12 protein-coding genes are annotated in these 15,171 nt (G+C 50.5%); all 12 read left to right on the top strand.

Annotated features, from left to right (window positions below; all coding sequences use genetic code 11):
• Positions 1–133: 133 nt before the first annotated feature.
• The 12 genes from BN162_RS09120 to secA all read left to right on the top strand — a co-directional run bounded on the left by BN162_RS09120 (position 134) and on the right by secA (position 15,082).
• Positions 134–328, top strand: coding sequence for a hypothetical protein (locus BN162_RS09120; protein WP_020224784.1), 195 nt, complete (start codon positions 134–136; stop codon positions 326–328).
• A complete protein-coding gene (locus BN162_RS17895) occupies positions 303–845 on the top strand; it encodes an ANTAR domain-containing protein (protein WP_051032534.1) in 543 nt (180 codons plus the stop codon). The genes BN162_RS09120 and BN162_RS17895 overlap by 26 nt, the downstream gene beginning before the upstream one ends.
• A gap of 13 nt (positions 846–858) precedes the next feature.
• Positions 859–2,463: a CTP synthase gene (locus BN162_RS09110; protein ID WP_020224782.1), complete on the top strand. Its 1,605-nt coding sequence runs from the start codon at positions 859–861 to the stop codon at positions 2,461–2,463.
• A gap of 439 nt (positions 2,464–2,902) precedes the next feature.
• Positions 2,903–3,112, top strand: coding sequence for a cold-shock protein (locus BN162_RS09105; protein ID WP_006057580.1), 210 nt, complete (start codon positions 2,903–2,905; stop codon positions 3,110–3,112).
• A gap of 83 nt (positions 3,113–3,195) precedes the next feature.
• On the top strand, positions 3,196–3,738 hold the full coding sequence (locus BN162_RS09100; protein ID WP_020224781.1) for a GNAT family N-acetyltransferase: 543 nt from the start codon (positions 3,196–3,198) through the stop codon (positions 3,736–3,738).
• A 14-nt stretch (positions 3,739–3,752) separates the two neighbouring features.
• The gene (locus tag BN162_RS09095; RefSeq protein ID WP_020224780.1) at positions 3,753–4,241 is read left to right on the top strand and encodes a nucleotidyltransferase domain-containing protein; all 489 of its coding nucleotides are present in this window, start codon (positions 3,753–3,755) and stop codon (positions 4,239–4,241) included.
• A 343-nt stretch (positions 4,242–4,584) separates the two neighbouring features.
• Entirely contained in the window at positions 4,585–6,543 is a 1,959-nt protein-coding gene (gene glgB / locus BN162_RS09090; RefSeq protein WP_020224778.1) for a 1,4-alpha-glucan branching protein GlgB, read from the top strand.
• A gap of 218 nt (positions 6,544–6,761) precedes the next feature.
• Positions 6,762–9,170, top strand: a complete 2,409-nt coding sequence (locus BN162_RS09085; RefSeq protein WP_020224777.1) for a glycogen/starch/alpha-glucan phosphorylase — start codon at positions 6,762–6,764, stop codon at positions 9,168–9,170.
• Positions 9,171–9,331: 161 nt separating this feature from the next.
• Positions 9,332–11,461, top strand: coding sequence for a type I pullulanase (pulA, locus tag BN162_RS09080; protein ID WP_020224776.1), 2,130 nt, complete (start codon positions 9,332–9,334; stop codon positions 11,459–11,461).
• Between the two features lie 67 nt (positions 11,462–11,528).
• Entirely contained in the window at positions 11,529–12,275 is a 747-nt protein-coding gene (locus tag BN162_RS09075) for a PHP domain-containing protein (RefSeq protein WP_020224775.1), read from the top strand.
• 89 nt (positions 12,276–12,364) lie between these two features.
• On the top strand, positions 12,365–12,706 hold the full coding sequence (locus BN162_RS09070) for a hypothetical protein (RefSeq protein ID WP_020224774.1): 342 nt from the start codon (positions 12,365–12,367) through the stop codon (positions 12,704–12,706).
• A gap of 36 nt (positions 12,707–12,742) precedes the next feature.
• Positions 12,743–15,082: a preprotein translocase subunit SecA gene (gene secA / locus BN162_RS09065; protein ID WP_020224773.1), complete on the top strand. Its 2,340-nt coding sequence runs from the start codon at positions 12,743–12,745 to the stop codon at positions 15,080–15,082.
• Positions 15,083–15,171: the final 89 nt, after the last annotated feature.

Genomic DNA, 15,171 nt, shown 5'->3' with positions numbered 1-15,171 from the left:
GGTTTGAAAAAAATTAAAAAATTCTTGAAACGAAAAACTGAGTCCTGTATAATAATTCCCGTTGAACAAAGGGGTTCATGAAAAGACAGCTTTTCATATCCCCTTTTTCTTTGTTGAAAATGAGGTGAAGCCTATGCAAGAAAACAAGCGTTTTTCCTTCCGTGTCGATCAGGATCATGATGTCCGTTTTAACCGTCTGATCTTCTGCGGGTTGCCGGATGGAAATACAAATCGGGCTCTTGCGCGGGAATGGAACCAGCCCGTCATGTCCACACTAACAGAGGAAAGACAGGCGAAAGCAAATGCTGAGAGTCTTATTAGTGAATAATGCGCTGAGCGCTCAAGCTCGTTTAATCAGTCTGATTCATCGCTGCGGCTGGCAGTTGTCCCAACAGGTCAGCACGCTTTCGGCAGCCTGTATTCAATTAAACCAGGCAGGAGCGGAGCTGGTCTTGGTAGATATCCCTTCCCAAGAGGAAACGGCCCTGAGTCAGCTGGCTGAGATGGCCGCGAAATTCCCGGATACATATTTTTTGTTTTGGGTTTCAAAGAAGCCGAATGCGGAGCTTTCTGCGCGCAATGTGATCGTTTGTCTCCGCCCGCTGCGGCTTGACGGCGTTTTAAAGCAGATCAGCGAGCAGGCGCCGGAATTGCTGCAGCGAAGTCCGAAATTGAAAAACTTGGCTGAACAGATCCGGCAAATTGCTCAGGCCAAGCGTGTTTTAATCGAAAGCGGCATGAGTGAGGATGAGGCCCATCATACTTTGGAAAAAATGGCGATGAATCAGCGGATCAGCCGCTGCGAAGCCGCGCTGCAGGTTATAAAAACATATCAACAGGAATGAGGAGAAAAAGAATATGAAATATATATTTGTCACGGGCGGAGTTGTGTCCGGCTTGGGTAAGGGAATTACCGCTGCTTCCTTAGGACGGCTCTTAAAAAGCCGGGGATTGAAGGTAGCCTCTCAAAAGCTGGATCCATATATCAATGTAGATCCCGGTACAATGAGTCCCTATCAGCATGGCGAGGTGTTCGTGACCGAAGACGGCGCGGAAACCGATCTGGATTTAGGGCACTATGAACGCTTTATTGATGAAGACCTGAACCGTTTTTCCAATCTGACAACCGGCAAGGTCTACTGGAATGTCCTGAATAAAGAACGTCGGGGCGAATACCTGGGCGAAACCGTGCAGGTGATTCCGCACATTACCAATGAAATTAAAAAGTTTATCTATTCGGTAGGTGAATCGTCCAACGCTGACGTCGTGATTACGGAAATCGGCGGTACGATCGGCGATATTGAAAGCCAGCCGTTCATCGAAGCGATCCGTCAGATTTCACTGGAAGTCAAAAAGGAAAACTGTCTGTTCATGCACGTGACCCTGATTCCGTATATTGAGGGCAGCGGAGAGCTGAAATCAAAACCTACGCAGCATTCTGTCCGTGAACTGCGGGCGAATGGGATCACGCCGGATATCATTGTCTGCCGCTGTGATCAGCCGCTGCCGGCCTCTTTAAAAGAAAAGATCAGCTTGTTCTGCAATGTACATCCGGACTGCGTGATTGAAAACCGCACCGTTCCGGTATTGTATGAAGCGCCAATCATGCTGCAGGAGCAGCATCTGTCAGACAAGGTATGCGAACTGCTGCAGCTGGACTGCGCCGATTGTGATTTAACGGAATGGAACAACATGCTGGAGGGGATCCGTCAAAGCCAAGGTCAGGTGACGATCGGTCTGGTCGGCAAATATGTGAAGCTGCGCGATGCTTATCTGTCGGTCGCTGAAGCTCTGCGGCATGGCGGATATGCCAACGGCACTGATGTGGATATCCGCTGGATTGAAGCGGAAACCGTGACGGAAGAAACAGCGGAAGCGATACTTGGGGAATGTGATGGAATTTTAGTTCCCGGCGGCTTCGGTGACCGAGGAATTGAAGGCAAGATTGCGGCGGCGCATTATGCCCGCAAGCAAGGAATTCCATATTTAGGCATCTGTCTGGGGATGCAGACGGCAGCGATTGAATTCGCCCGTCATGCCTTGGGTTATGCCGATGCGCATTCGCGGGAATTTGATCCGGCCAGTCCGCATAAGGTCATTGACTTTATGGCCGATCAATCCGATGAGATTGAAAAGGGCGGAACCATGCGTCTGGGAGCTTATCCCTGCGTCATTCAGCCTGAATCACGGCTGGCTTCCATCTACGGCCTTCAGCAAATCCAGGAACGTCACCGCCATCGCTATGAATTCAACAATGCCTATCGTGATGAATTTGAGGCCAAGGGAATGCGGATCAGCGGAACCTCACCGGATGGGCAGCTGGTCGAAGCGATTGAACTGAAGGATCATCCGTATTTTGTTGCGGTGCAGTATCATCCGGAATTCAAAAGCCGGCCCAATAAGGCACATCCGCTGTTTGTCGGCCTGATCGCGGCGGCCTTGAAACAAAAAAATCACATATAGAAAAACAGGATGAAGCAGGCAGGTCTCAGCAAGCTGTCAGCTTCATTCTTTTTGTTTGATTCTGAAGTTTGGCTTGGTTGATCTACGCTTTGCAGCAGGCTTTGATTTATCCGCTAACGCTATGCGATAGGAAGCGGGCAGAAACCAAAAATTAAGCAAGAAAGGCGCCTGTATTTCAGCTCAATTGCGATCATTTAGGCAAGGTTATTTCTTACCTCGGATGAGCGCTGAGCCAAGGCGGCCGTGGGTTTGAAATTTGGCATAAACGATGTCTGGAAGTAGTTGACAACTTTTTTGTTTGAGCATATAATATTAACAGATTTAGACCGTTGGATGATATGATAACGCGCTGTGAGATCATGCTTCAAGAGGTGATTTCAAGCGCGTTTTAGCTTATTGACCCATTAAGTTCTAAATTCAATAAGGAGGGTATTTCATAATGAATACTGGAAAAGTAAAATGGTTTAACGCTGAGAAGGGCTATGGATTTATCTCTGACGACAACGGACAGGGTGATATCTTCGTTCATTTCTCTGGCATCAACGGAAGCGGCTACAAGTCCCTGGAAGAAGGACAGAAAGTTTCTTACGACGTTGAAAACGACGAAAGAAGCGGCAAGACTCGCGCAGTCAACGTTACCGTTCTTTAATCAAACCAATCTGCTTTGAGGCCTATCGGCCTCTTTTATTTTTTCCAGTTTCCTGCCTTATCTGATTTGATGAAGGAGCATGTATGATTAAACCGTTAAGTGAAACAACGATGAAAGCGATCTACAACCAGGCGATGAAACAGGATTTTCCCAGCGATGAGCTGAAGCCGCTGAATCGTATACTGGCCCAGAATCGTAAAGAAATCGCGTTGTGTTTGGGCTATTACCAACAAGACAAGCTGATCGGCTATGCCGTCCTCGAACAGGATGTCCGCCAGCAATGTCTGCTTCTGGATTATTTCGCGATTTTGAAAGCTTATCGCGCGCAGGGACAGGGGACGCAGTTTTTGAATGAACTGAAAATTTTGTTTGCCCAAAAGGAAATGATTGTGATCGAAGCCGAAGCGGCCAAGACGGAACAGGCGCAGAAACGGATTGCCTTTTACCTGCGGGCCGGAGCGCAGCTGACGGATATTCAGCTTCATCTCTACCATGTTGATTATGCCGTGCTGACGCTGGATCTGGCGGCCAGCTTGGATCCGAAGCAGAAACGAAAACGAATTGCGGAGCTCTATCAGCGGATCTATCCCGCTTTTTTCCGCAGGTTATATCTGCGCATGGATTGAGCGGTGCAGACATCATGACAAAAGAAGCGAAGCTGCAGGTTTTAGCTCGTATAGCCCGGCTGCTGAACGAAGAAGAAATTTTGTGGGCTGTGGGCGGTTCCGCGCTGCTGTACCTGAAAGAAATCGTTTCCGATTTTCACGATTTGGATTTGATGATTGATGAACACGCTGAAAAACAGGTCAGAAGCTTATTGGCAAAAATCGGTACTTTGCATTCAGCAACTTCCTCAGCGCAGTTTCATTCCCGCTGCTTTATGGAATGGACGGTTGACGGGACCGAGATTGACATCATCGGCGGCTTGGTGATCGAAAGCGAAGGACACGCTTATGCCTTTCCCTTGAAACCGGAAGAAATAGAAGACTACATTCAGCTGGAAGGAGAAATCATTCCGCTGCATTCCCTGACCTGTTGGGAACAATACTACACACTGATGGGCCGGACTGAAAAAGCCGAAATTCTGCGAAGGGTCCGAAGCAGTGGAAAATCAATTCCCACTCAATGAGCCGAATTTCAGTCGGCTTCAATTTTCCAGGCTGGTCCGAAGTGCCTGTTTTATCCGCAGAGGTAATTATTTCCTGACTCATTTGATTCAACCTTCACCGCTGAAGACAGGCTTCTATTCAGAGTGCTCTTTAAGAAAGGGCTTACAAAAGATGGCAAGAAAAGATTGAACTGTGGGAGTCAATGTTGTAATATGATAGTAGATAGAACAAGGCGGAAGCCGCTCTCTTTTGAATTGAAATCTGGAGGAATGGAGATTATGATGCTGGAAAAAACGCTGGAAGGAATAGACATGTTCAGCGGTTTTCGGCATAAAAGAAAGAGAGAGAAACAGGAGGAAATCCATGAATCAGACAACACTCATTGAAAGTTTTCACCAGGGGCACTGCATTGATGCTTACGAGCTTTTCGGCGCTCATTTCACCTATGAGCGCGTCAACGGTGTGCGTTTTACGGTCTATGCGCCGCATGCGCGCAGCGTTCAGGTCGTCGGCGATTTTAACGGCTGGAACGGCGAAAATGCCAAGATGGAACGCCTGCCGGAAGATCAGGGCATCTGGAGCCTGTTTATTCCTGATTTGAAGGAAGGACAGCTGTATAAATACCGGATTGAGGATTCAGCCGGGAATGTTTTCGATAAGTCCGATCCGTATGCGTTTTACAGCGAAATGCGGCCGAACAGCGCTTCGGTGATCGTGAATTTAAAAGGCTTCCAATGGAAGGATCAAATCTGGCTGGGCGAACGGTCCAAGAACTTCGCAGAACCGCTGAACATCTATGAAGTGCATGCCGGCAGCTGGAAAAAGAATGGGCCATATTGGCTGAGCTATCGTGAACTGACAAAAGAGCTGATTCCGTATGTCAAGGAACACGGCTTTACGCACATTGAACTGATGCCGCTGAATGAACATCCGTTTGACGGCAGCTGGGGTTATCAGGCCAGCGGCTATTTCAGCTGTACTTCCCGCTATGGGCAATGCAAGGATCTGATGGAATTCATCAACGAATGCCATCGTCAGCATATCGGGGTGATTCTTGATATGGTTCCGGTGCATTTTGTCAAGGACAGCCATGGTCTGCGGTATTTCGATGGGGAAGCTTTGTATGAGTATCCAAGCGTCAATGACGCGCACAGTGAATGGGGAACGATGAATTTTGATCTGTGGAAAGAGGAAGTCCGCAGCTTCTTAATGTCGTCGGCTTCGTTCTGGTGCGATCTGTACCATATCGACGGCATCCGCATCGACGCCGTCAGCAACATCATCTACTGGGGCGGAAACAAGAACCGCGGCACCAATGAGGGCGCGCTCGCGTTTATCCGCCGTCAGAACTATTATCTGTCAAAGAAATATCCGGAAGTGATGCTGATCGCGGAGGATTCATCGGATTATCCGAAAGTCACCAAATCGACGCTGGAGCTGGGACTGGGCTTTGATTATAAGTGGGATCTGGGCTGGATGAACGACACGCTGAAATATTACGGCCGCGATCCGATCTACCGTAAATATCATCACAACGAGCTGACCTTCTCCATGGCGTATTTCTATTCTGAGCGGTTCATCCTGCCGCTAAGCCATGATGAGGTCGTGCATGGCAAGCATACGATTGTCGATAAGATGTGGGGCAGCTATGATCAGAAATTTGCCCAGGCGAAAAATCTCTATCTCTATCAGTTCACCCATCCGGGCAAAAAGCTGAACTTTATGGGCAATGAGATCGGAATGTTCCGCGAATGGGACGAAGCCCGGGAAATGGACTGGTTCCTGTTAGGCTATTCCCGGCATGCGGCCTTTGCGCGGTATTTCCAGGATATCAGCCGGATTTACTCGCACCATCGGGCGCTGAGCCGCTATGATTATGATCACCAGTATTTCCGCTGGATCGACGCGGACAACGGCGATCAGAGCGTGTACAGCTACTATCGCGAAGATGAACAGAACATCATGGTCGTCGTTCTCAACATGACGCCGGCGTCCTATGAACATTTCCGCATCGGCGTACCGCAGGCGGGTGCTTACAGTGAACTGCTCAATACGGAAAAAGATATTTATGAGGGCTGCAACATGTGCAACTTCAAACCGGTAGCGACAGAAACCGTGCCGGCTCATCATTTTGAACAGTCGCTGGATATCCGCGTCGCTCCGTTTGCGGGCATCCTGCTTATCTGCAAGAAGACCGCAAAGAAGAAAGCGCCGAAGAAAACCGGAAAAGCTAAGAGCGAACCGATGGAAAAGCCGCAGGCGCTGCCGGAAGCCAAAGCGGTGAAAAAGAAGAAAACTGCCGTCCGTAAGCAAGCCGATTAGGGATTAAGAAGCGCCCCTGCAGCACACGGTCGTATTGGGGAAAATTCGCTGCAGGGGCCCTTTTCTTGAAAAAAGTTCGATTAAACAGGAATCAGGATTAAGGAAAAAAACGAATAGTAACGCTGAATTAGGTAAAAATGAGGAAGTAACCGCTTTGATTAACAGGAAGCGATTGCGTTTTAGGGAAAAACTGGTAAAATACACGCGGGAGGAATTTTATGTTCAATAACAAACAGGAATTCGTAGAAGAATTCACCAAACGGATCGAGGAAAATTACGGACGCTCTGTCGAACAGTCCCATCCGACAGAACGATTTATGGTGCTGGGCGAGATGGTTCGTGATTTTGCGGGCATCCATTGGAAAGAAACGAAAGAGAAGATTGCGGCAGAGGAAGCCAAGCAGATGTATTACTTCTCGATGGAGTTCTTGATCGGCCGGCTTTTAACCAATAATCTGATGAATTTAGGCATTTATGAGCTTGTTCGCGACGGCCTGAAGGATTTGGATATCGACATTAACGAGCTGGAAGATCTGGAATCCGATGCCGGTTTGGGCAACGGCGGTCTGGGGCGTCTGGCGGCTTGCTTCCTGGATTCGCTGGCTTCGCTGCAGCTGCCGGGCAACGGCAACTGCATCCGTTATCAATATGGTCTGTTCCGTCAGAAGATTGAAAACGGCTATCAGGTGGAAGTTCCGGATCAGTGGCTGACATTGGGCAATGTCTGGGAAGTCCGCAAGCCGAAAAGCGCGGTAGACGTGAAGTTTTGGGGACATGTCGAGATGCGCAAGGATGAAAACGGCGAACTGATTTTTGAACATGTCGATGCGGAACACATCCGGGCTGTACCGTATGACATGCCGGTCGTCGGTCATGGCACCAAGGAAACCAACACGCTGCGGCTGTGGTCGGCTGAGGCTTCCGACATCATCCCAACCAACAAGGATTTCCGTCTGTATTTGCAGGAGCTGCAGGAGATCTGTCTGAATGTGTACCCGGATGATTCCACGGACGACGGCAAGATTCTGCGCTTAAAGCAGCAGTATTTCTTTGTTTCCGCGGGTGTCAAATCGATTATCCGCTCGCATCTGCGCGTCTATCCGACGCTGGATAACCTGGGCGAAAAGATTGCGATTCAGCTCAACGATACCCATCCGGTATTGGCGATTCCGGAACTGATGCGGGTTTTGATGGATGAATATCACTATGATTGGGATCATGCCTGGGAAATCACCACGGCCGTCATGGCTTATACTAACCATACGATTTTGTCGGAAGCGCTGGAAAAATGGCCGATTGCCTTTGTTCAGCGTCTGCTTCCAAGAATCTATATGATTATTGAGGAAATTAACCGCCGCTTCTTAAAAGAAGTCGCCGAGAAGTTCCCCTATGAACGCGATATGGCTTACCGCGTTGCGATTTTGAAGGATGATCAGGTGCACATGGCGTCGCTGGCGGTCGTCGGCTCGCACAGTGTCAACGGCGTCGCTCAGCTGCATACCGATATTCTGATCAATGACTTATTCCATGACTTTGTCCGGCTGTATCCGGATAAGTTCAATAACAAGACCAACGGCATCACCCACCGCCGCTGGCTGCTTTACTCCAACCCGCAGCTGCGGAAGATGCTTGACGAGCTGATCGGCGAAGGCTTTGAGTATGACCTCAATGAGATCGAAAAGCTGATGGATCATGTGGATGATCCGGCAATTCAGAATCAGTTTCTGGAAATCAAGCATCAGCGCAAGGAAATCCTGGCGAAACTGGTCAAGGAACGCTGTGGGGTTGAAATCGATCCGAATTCAATTTACGATGTTCAGGCCAAGCGTCTGCATGCCTATAAGCGGCAGCTGCTCAACGCCCTGCATATCATCTATCTCTATCAGCGGATGAAGGAAGATCCGTCGTTTACGATCACACCGACGACCTTTATCTTCGCGGCCAAAGCCGCTCCAGCTTATTACTTCGCCAAGAAGGTAATCAAGCTGATCAACAGTCTGGGCGAGGTGATCAACAACGATCCGGCGGTCAATTCGATGCTGAAAGTGGTATTTATCCCGAATTACAGCGTTTCAATTGCGGAAGTGCTGATGAACGCGGCGGATGTTTCTGAACAGATTTCCACAGCCGGCAAGGAAGCCAGCGGCACCGGCAACATGAAGTTCATGATGAACGGCGCGATGACGCTGGGAACGCTGGATGGAGCCAACGTTGAAATTGATGAACGCGTCGGCCGGGACAACGATGTGATCTTCGGCTTGACGGTCGATCAGGTAACCGAGCTGAAGAAGAACTACAATGCCTGGGATTACTACAACGAGGATGAACGGATTAAGAAATCCGTGGATTCGTTGGTTGACGGAACTTGGGCAGAGGATCACGATGAGTTCAAGCTGATTTTCGATGAGCTGATGTATAAGAACGACGAGTATCTCTTATTGGCCGACTTTGCCAGCTATACGGCTGCGCATGAAGAAATTCAGCGCCGGTATGCCGATCGGGGACAATGGGCAAAGGCTTGTCTGATCAACATTGCCAAATCCGGATATTTCAGTTCTGACCGTACAATTCAGCAGTATGCCGATGAGATCTGGCATATTTCTCCGGTACGCATCGACGATAAATAAGCAAAACATCCCGCATTTTTCAAATGATGCGGGATTTTCTTTGGTCTTTCTTGAAAAAGTAAGTGGGAAATGCTTGTTGAGAGTGCGGCTTGTCCATTATAATAGAAGAACAGGCGAATTTTGAGAATGTGAAAAAGACAGCAGCAGAAAAGAGGGAACAAATGAAAGAAAATACAAGCATGGAAGCTTTTCTGGACGATTATGGAAAAATTGTAGTGTATTTGTCACAGCGGTTTTACAACGGGAAAAGCGATCGGTTTTATCTGGAACGGACGCAGGGGGAAGTGACGGCCTGTCAGATCCGAGAACTGGAATCGCATGAGAGCTATACCCGATATACGTTGACTGGCCCAGCCGATATCCGGATGGGGGAAGCCGTGGAAATCGTGGAGGAACATGGTCATCGGGCCGTGCTGCAATTCCGCCGGATTGTCCAAACTTCCCGTTTTGATGAAGATTTTGCTTATACGGGTGAATTGGGAGCGTTTTGTGAGGAAACCCAGACGCGGTTTGTGCTGTGGGCGCCGACCGCAAATGAAGTACAGCTGGATCTGCGTTTAGGTGAGAAACAGGTGCTGTTGGAGATGACGCGCGGGGACAAAGGTGTTTGGCGGACGGAAGCTGCGGGTGATTGGGATGGCGGAACGTATCTCTATCAGGTCAAGGTCAATGGGGAAATCCACTGCAGTCCTGATCCGTATGCGCTGTCCTCGACAGCCAACGGCCGCCGCAGCGGATTGGTCAATTGGAAGCGGATGACGGAAATGCCTCAATCCGCGCTGCCGCCGTTTGCCCGCTATACCGACGCGGTGATTTATGAAGTGAGCGTGCGCGACTTTACCCATCAGAAGGAATGCGGAACCACGACGCACAGCCAGTATCGTTCACTGTGTGAAACGGGAACCGCCTTAGCGGGAAAACCGACGGGACTGGATTATCTGACTTCGTTAGGCGTGACGCATGTGCAGCTGCTTCCAGTTGCGGATTTTGCGACGGTCGATGAGGAACATCCGGAGCTGTTTTATAATTGGGGCTATGATCCGCTCCAATACGGCTGTCCGGAGGGCAGCTATGCCAGTGATCCCAACGATCCGCGCTGCCGGGTGCGTGAGCTGAAGCAGCTGATTGCGACGCTGCATGCGCATGGCCTGCGGGTGAATCTGGACGTTGTGTTCAACCATCACTACGATATTCAGTTTTCAGCGTTTGATCAATGCGTTCCTCACTATTATTTCCGGACTACGCCTTCCGGCTTTCTGTCCAACGGATCCTTCTGCGGCAACGATACCGATTCTATCAAACGGATGGTGCGTAAATATATCGTGGACATTGTCTGCCGCTGGATTGAAGTTTATGATGTCGACGGCTTCCGCTTCGATTTAATGGGCGTGCATGATGTCGATACGATGAACTGTGTTGTCAAGGAAGGCCGCCGGCTGAAACCCGAGCTAATGGTTTATGGCGAAGGCTGGGATCTGCCGACCGCGCTGAACGACGATCTGAAAGCCTGCCAGCGCAACAATGCGAAAATGCCGGAGGTCGCGCATTTCAACGACTACTTCCGCGATGTTGTCAAAGGCAAAACGTCTGAATTTGACGTTCAGGCGAAAGGCTATGCGACCGGCAATTTATATCAGGCGCATGATATGATGTCGGCCTTGTGTGCCAATACGCTGAATAAGGAAATGTATAAGATTTACCAACAGCCGACTCAGAGCATCAACTATATTGAATGCCACGACAATGCGACGGGCTGGGATAAGATGAAGGACTGCTGTAAAGATGAAGTGCGTGAGCTGCGCGTCAAGCGGCAGAAGCTGATGATCGCGGTGACGCTGGTCGCTCAGGGCGTGCCGTTTCTGCAGAGCGGGCAGGAATTCTGCCGGACAAAATACGGGCATCATAATACGTACAATGCCCCCGACAACATTAACCAGATCGATTGGGAACGCAAAAACCGGCATGAGGAAGTCGTTGAGTTTACCCGCGACTGCGTGCGGCTGCGCCGGCTGATTCGGGCATTCCGCTTTGCCAGCGCTGCGGAAATCGAGGAACATGTGCATTTTGAGGTCACGGAAGGGCAGATGCTTCTGTATCAGCTCAATGATGTGCAGGCGTATGGCGGCTATCAAACGATCAAAGTGTTCTTCAATCCGTCCAATGCGGTTCAGTATGTTGAGCTGGAAGAAGATTATCAGCTGATTTTCAACGAAGCCGGCTTATTGACCACGCCGGTGATGGTCCGCAATCTGGCGGTCAATCCGATCACGATGGTCGTACTCGTCAAATAAAACAAGCGCGGGCAACCGTGCTTTTTCTGTTAAATGAGCGAAGCGATGACTTCGCAAGGAGGATTTTATGATCAGCAATGTTCATTCTCATTCCCATTGGTGCCGTCATGGTCGGGGAAACTTAGAAGATTATGTGAAGGAAGGTCTGCGCTGCGGCTTACAGAGTATGGCGGTGTGCGAGCATGTGGCCAGCGAAATGCCGATGGGGCCGCGGATGCCCTGGAGCGATATGCCGGCGTATCTGGCGGAAGCCGATGAGGTCATCGAGCGCTATGGGAAGCAAATTGAACTGTTTAAAGCCTTTGAATGCGAGTATTTTCCTGAAGCCCTGGAGCGCTTCGTGCAGCTGCGCGATCATCACGACGTGCCGCTGTGGATTCTGGGCCAGCATGAAAGCGCAGACCATCGCTATGACTACTTTGCGATGAAAGACCGGGATGCGGAAACCCGTCAATATACCGCGGATGTCATTGAGGCGCTGAACACCGGTTTTTTTCAGCTGCTTGCCCATCCGGATGTCATTCTGGTCAACTATGACCGGCCGACGCCGCTGGTGATGGAATGCATGGATCGGATTTTTGCGGAATGTGAAAAGCTCAAGGTCGCCGTGGAGATCAATGCGAACGGCCTGCGCCGGCCGACCGGCTATCCGAATCGCGAAATTTGGATGTTAAGCAAAAAATACAAGCTGACCACAATCATCAGCTCGGATGCCCATGATCCGCGCTGTCTGGTGGATGACGCTGTTCATCAGGCGGAACAAATGGCGGCGGAGTGGGGAATTGAGATCACGCCGGCGCTGAAGTTGAAGTGAAACTGCCGGAGGATTGCCAAAGCGGTCCAAACAGTGTATGATTATACGGATATTGAAACTCACAATGCGCAGGGAAGGAGGCACTGACGATGATTTCCTGGTTATTACGAGGACTGTCACTGACGTTCTGCCTGCTTTTATCCTGCGGCCTGCTGCTGGTGCCGCCTTTGCTTTTGCCTGCCCAGTTAACGGTGCAGAATGAGGCACAGACTGAGAAAGAAGCTCAGCTGCAGCTGGCAGAAGGTCTGAATAAAAAGAAGACTGCCGTTTTTTCCACAGATCTGGCTCTGGGCAAGGCTCAGCCGCCGCGGGTGGATCTGCCGGCAAGTTTTTTGGATCAGCGCTTAACCGTACAGCTGTGCGCGCAGGTGGCGAAACCGAAAGTTCTGGCTGTGCCTGTCGGACGCCTGGCTCCTCCTTTTCAGCTTTGATTTGAATGAAGCATTGAAATAAACAGGAGGAAAAATATGAATCTTTTACAATCACTCAGTCCCGATGGCCGTCAATTGGCCAAAGCGGAAAAGCTGGCGAAAAAAATAGAAGCTCTGGGCAGCGTATATAAGGCGCTGTCCGACACTGATCTGCAGGCCAAGACCGAACAGTTCCGAAATCGTTTAAGTCAGGGCGAGAGCCTCGATGATCTGCTTCCGGAAGCCTTTGCCACGGCTCGCGAGGCGGCGGAACGGGTGATCGGCGAACGTCCGTATCCCGTCCAGCTGATCGGCGGCATTCTTTTGCATCAGGGCGATATTGCGGAAATGAAAACCGGGGAAGGCAAGACGCTGACCTCGATTTTGCCCGTCTATCTCAATGCTCTGGCTGGTCAGGGTGTGCATGTCGTGACCGTGAACCCGTATCTGGCTCACCGCGATGCTCAATGGATGGGACAGATCTATCGCTTTCTGGGCTTGACGGTCGGCTGCAACGACCGCACGCTGACTTCCGTGCAGAAACGGGCGGCGTTTGCCTGCGATATTACCTATACGACCAATTCCGAACTGGGCTTTGACTATCTGCGCGACAACATGGTCATGAATCTGGAAAGCCGGGTGCTGCGCGGACTGCATTTCGCATTGGTCGATGAAGTCGACTCGGTGCTGGTCGATGAAGCCCGGACACCGCTGATCATTTCCGGCGCTGGGGAAATGCTGGATAAGCAGTATTTAATGGCCGATCAGTTTGTCAAGGCGCTGCGCCAGGACGAGGTGGAAGTTGATCCTCAGGAACGGCAGGTCTATCTGACGGAAAAAGGCATCGTCCATGCCGAACGGTTCTTTAAGGTTGCGCATCTCTACGATCACAGCCATGCCGATCTGGTGCATTATATCCAGCAGGCGCTGAAAGCCAACTATGTTATGATGCGCGACGTCGAATATGTCGTGGAAGACGGCGAGGTTATCATCGTCGATCAGTTTACCGGCCGGAAGATGGAAGGCCGGGAGTTCTCCGATGGTCTGCATCAGGCGATCCAGGCTAAGGAAGGGGTTGGCATCAAGCAGGAAACCAAAACGTTGGCGACGATCACGTATCAGAACTTCTTCCGCCTGTATGACAAGCTGGCCGGTATGACCGGAACGGCGAAAACAGAAGAACAAGAATTTTTAAGCATCTATAACATGCGCACGATCGTCGTGCCGACCAATAAACCGATCGCCCGGCTCGACTATCCCGATGCCTTGTTTAAAACCAAAGGTGAGAAATACGATGCGATCGTTGACGAAGTCGTCCGTCTGCATGCCCAAGGCCAGCCGGTTCTGGTCGGCACGCCTTCGGTGGAGATCAGTGAAATTTTATCACAGCGCTTAAGCCAGAAAAAAATTCCGCATCCCGTTCTGAACGCGAAAAACCATGCCCAGGAAGCGGAGATCATCGCTCGGGCAGGGCAACGGGGCGCTGTGACGATCGCGACGAACATGGCTGGACGCGGTACCGATATTAAGCTGGGTGAGGGGGTCGTCGAACTGGGCGGTCTGGCGGTCTTGGGAACGGAACGGCATGAATCCAAGCGCATTGACAATCAGCTGCGCGGCCGCGCCGGCCGTCAGGGCGATCCGGGCTTTTCGCGTTTCTATGTGTCGATGCAGGATGATTTCATCATCCAGTATGCTTCGGATTTGCAGAAGGAAAGCATTGCGAAATTCTGCGAGGATAAACTCCCGGCGGAAAAGCTGCGCAGAACCATCGACCTGGTTCAGAAGCGGGCGGAGGATCTGCATTACGATTCCCGCAAACGCGTATTGGAATATGATGACGTTTTGATGGAACAGCGCCGGATTATCTTTGGGCAGCGGGATCAGATTTTAATGCAGCAGGACTTGAGCGAACTGGTGGCTTCCCTGATGGATCAGGCGGCAGCCAGTCTGGCAGCTTCCCTGCTGCGCGCCAAACACGCCAATCCAGCACAAGCAGATGCTGTCTTGCAGGAAGCCGAGAAAACCTGGTTATTGGATGAGATCCGGCCTGAACTGGAGCAGGCGAAGGATGAGAAGACATTGAAGGCGCTTCTGACAGAAGAATTCCAGAAGCAGCATCAGCGCAAAAAAGCGGAAGCGCCGCTGCAGATCGCTCAGCTGGAAAAGATGATTCTGTTATCGGTGATTGATCATCAGTGGAATGATCACGTCGATTCGATGAACCGGCTGCGCGAGGGCATCTATCTGCGCTCCTATGCTCAGATTAAACCGGAAGATGCCTATCGTCAGGAAGGCTTTGAGCGGTTTACCAACATGATGGCCAACATTACCGACCAGGCTGTTCTGACACTGCTGCACATTCAAAAGCGGGAAGAACCAGCGCCAACGGAGTAATTTCCCTAAAAAACGAAATAAAAAAAGCGAACGGAGTTTCGGCGTTCTGAATGATGACCTCATCAAAGGCGGATCACTCAGAACAGACC

The organism is Holdemania massiliensis AP2 (assembly GCF_000327285.1).
Classification (GTDB): domain Bacteria; phylum Bacillota_I; class Bacilli_A; order Erysipelotrichales; family Erysipelotrichaceae; genus Holdemania; species Holdemania massiliensis.
This window is presented reverse-complemented; position numbering and strand designations above follow the sequence as displayed.